The 544-nt window shown below is 64.3% G+C and carries 1 pseudogene; it reads left to right on the top strand.

From position 1 onward, the window contains the following. A pseudogene (locus PMI23_RS17555) lies at positions 1-544 on the top strand (RHS repeat protein); the annotation flags it as partial.

The following is a 544-nucleotide window of genomic DNA, read 5'->3' as shown; positions in this document are numbered from 1 at the left end:
GCACTTCCACTACGACCCGGTCGGTCGTCTGCTCGAGGAACGCGGTTTCGACGGCCGCAGCACGCGCTATCAGTACGACCCGCTCACCGGTCGCCTCGCCCAATCGATCAATGGCCAACGCGTCATCTCTTTGAGCTTCGACCCGATGGGCCGCTTGACCGAGCGTCGCGCCACTCTGGGCGACCAGTCGCAAAGCGAAACCTTTGCCTACGATGGCAACGGCAACCTGGTGCTGGCCGACAACGCCGACAGCCGCCTGCAATGGTTCCACGACCCGGCCGGCAATCTGCTGCGCGAACACCAACATTACCTCGGACTGGAAAAGCCCACCGTCGCAATCTGGCAGCACGAGTACGACGTGCTCAACCAACGAGTCGCCAGCGTTCGCCCCGACGGCCACCGCGTCAGCTGGCTGACGTACGGCAGCGGCCACCTGCTCGGCTTGCGCCTGGATGAGCACGAACTGATCGGCTACGAACGCGACGACCTGCACCGCGAAGTCGCCCGCCATCAAGGCAACCACCTGCTGCAAACCCAGAGCTGG

It is taken from the genome of Pseudomonas sp. GM24, assembly GCF_000282235.1.
GTDB lineage: Bacteria > Pseudomonadota > Gammaproteobacteria > Pseudomonadales > Pseudomonadaceae > Aquipseudomonas.
This window is presented reverse-complemented; position numbering and strand designations above follow the sequence as displayed.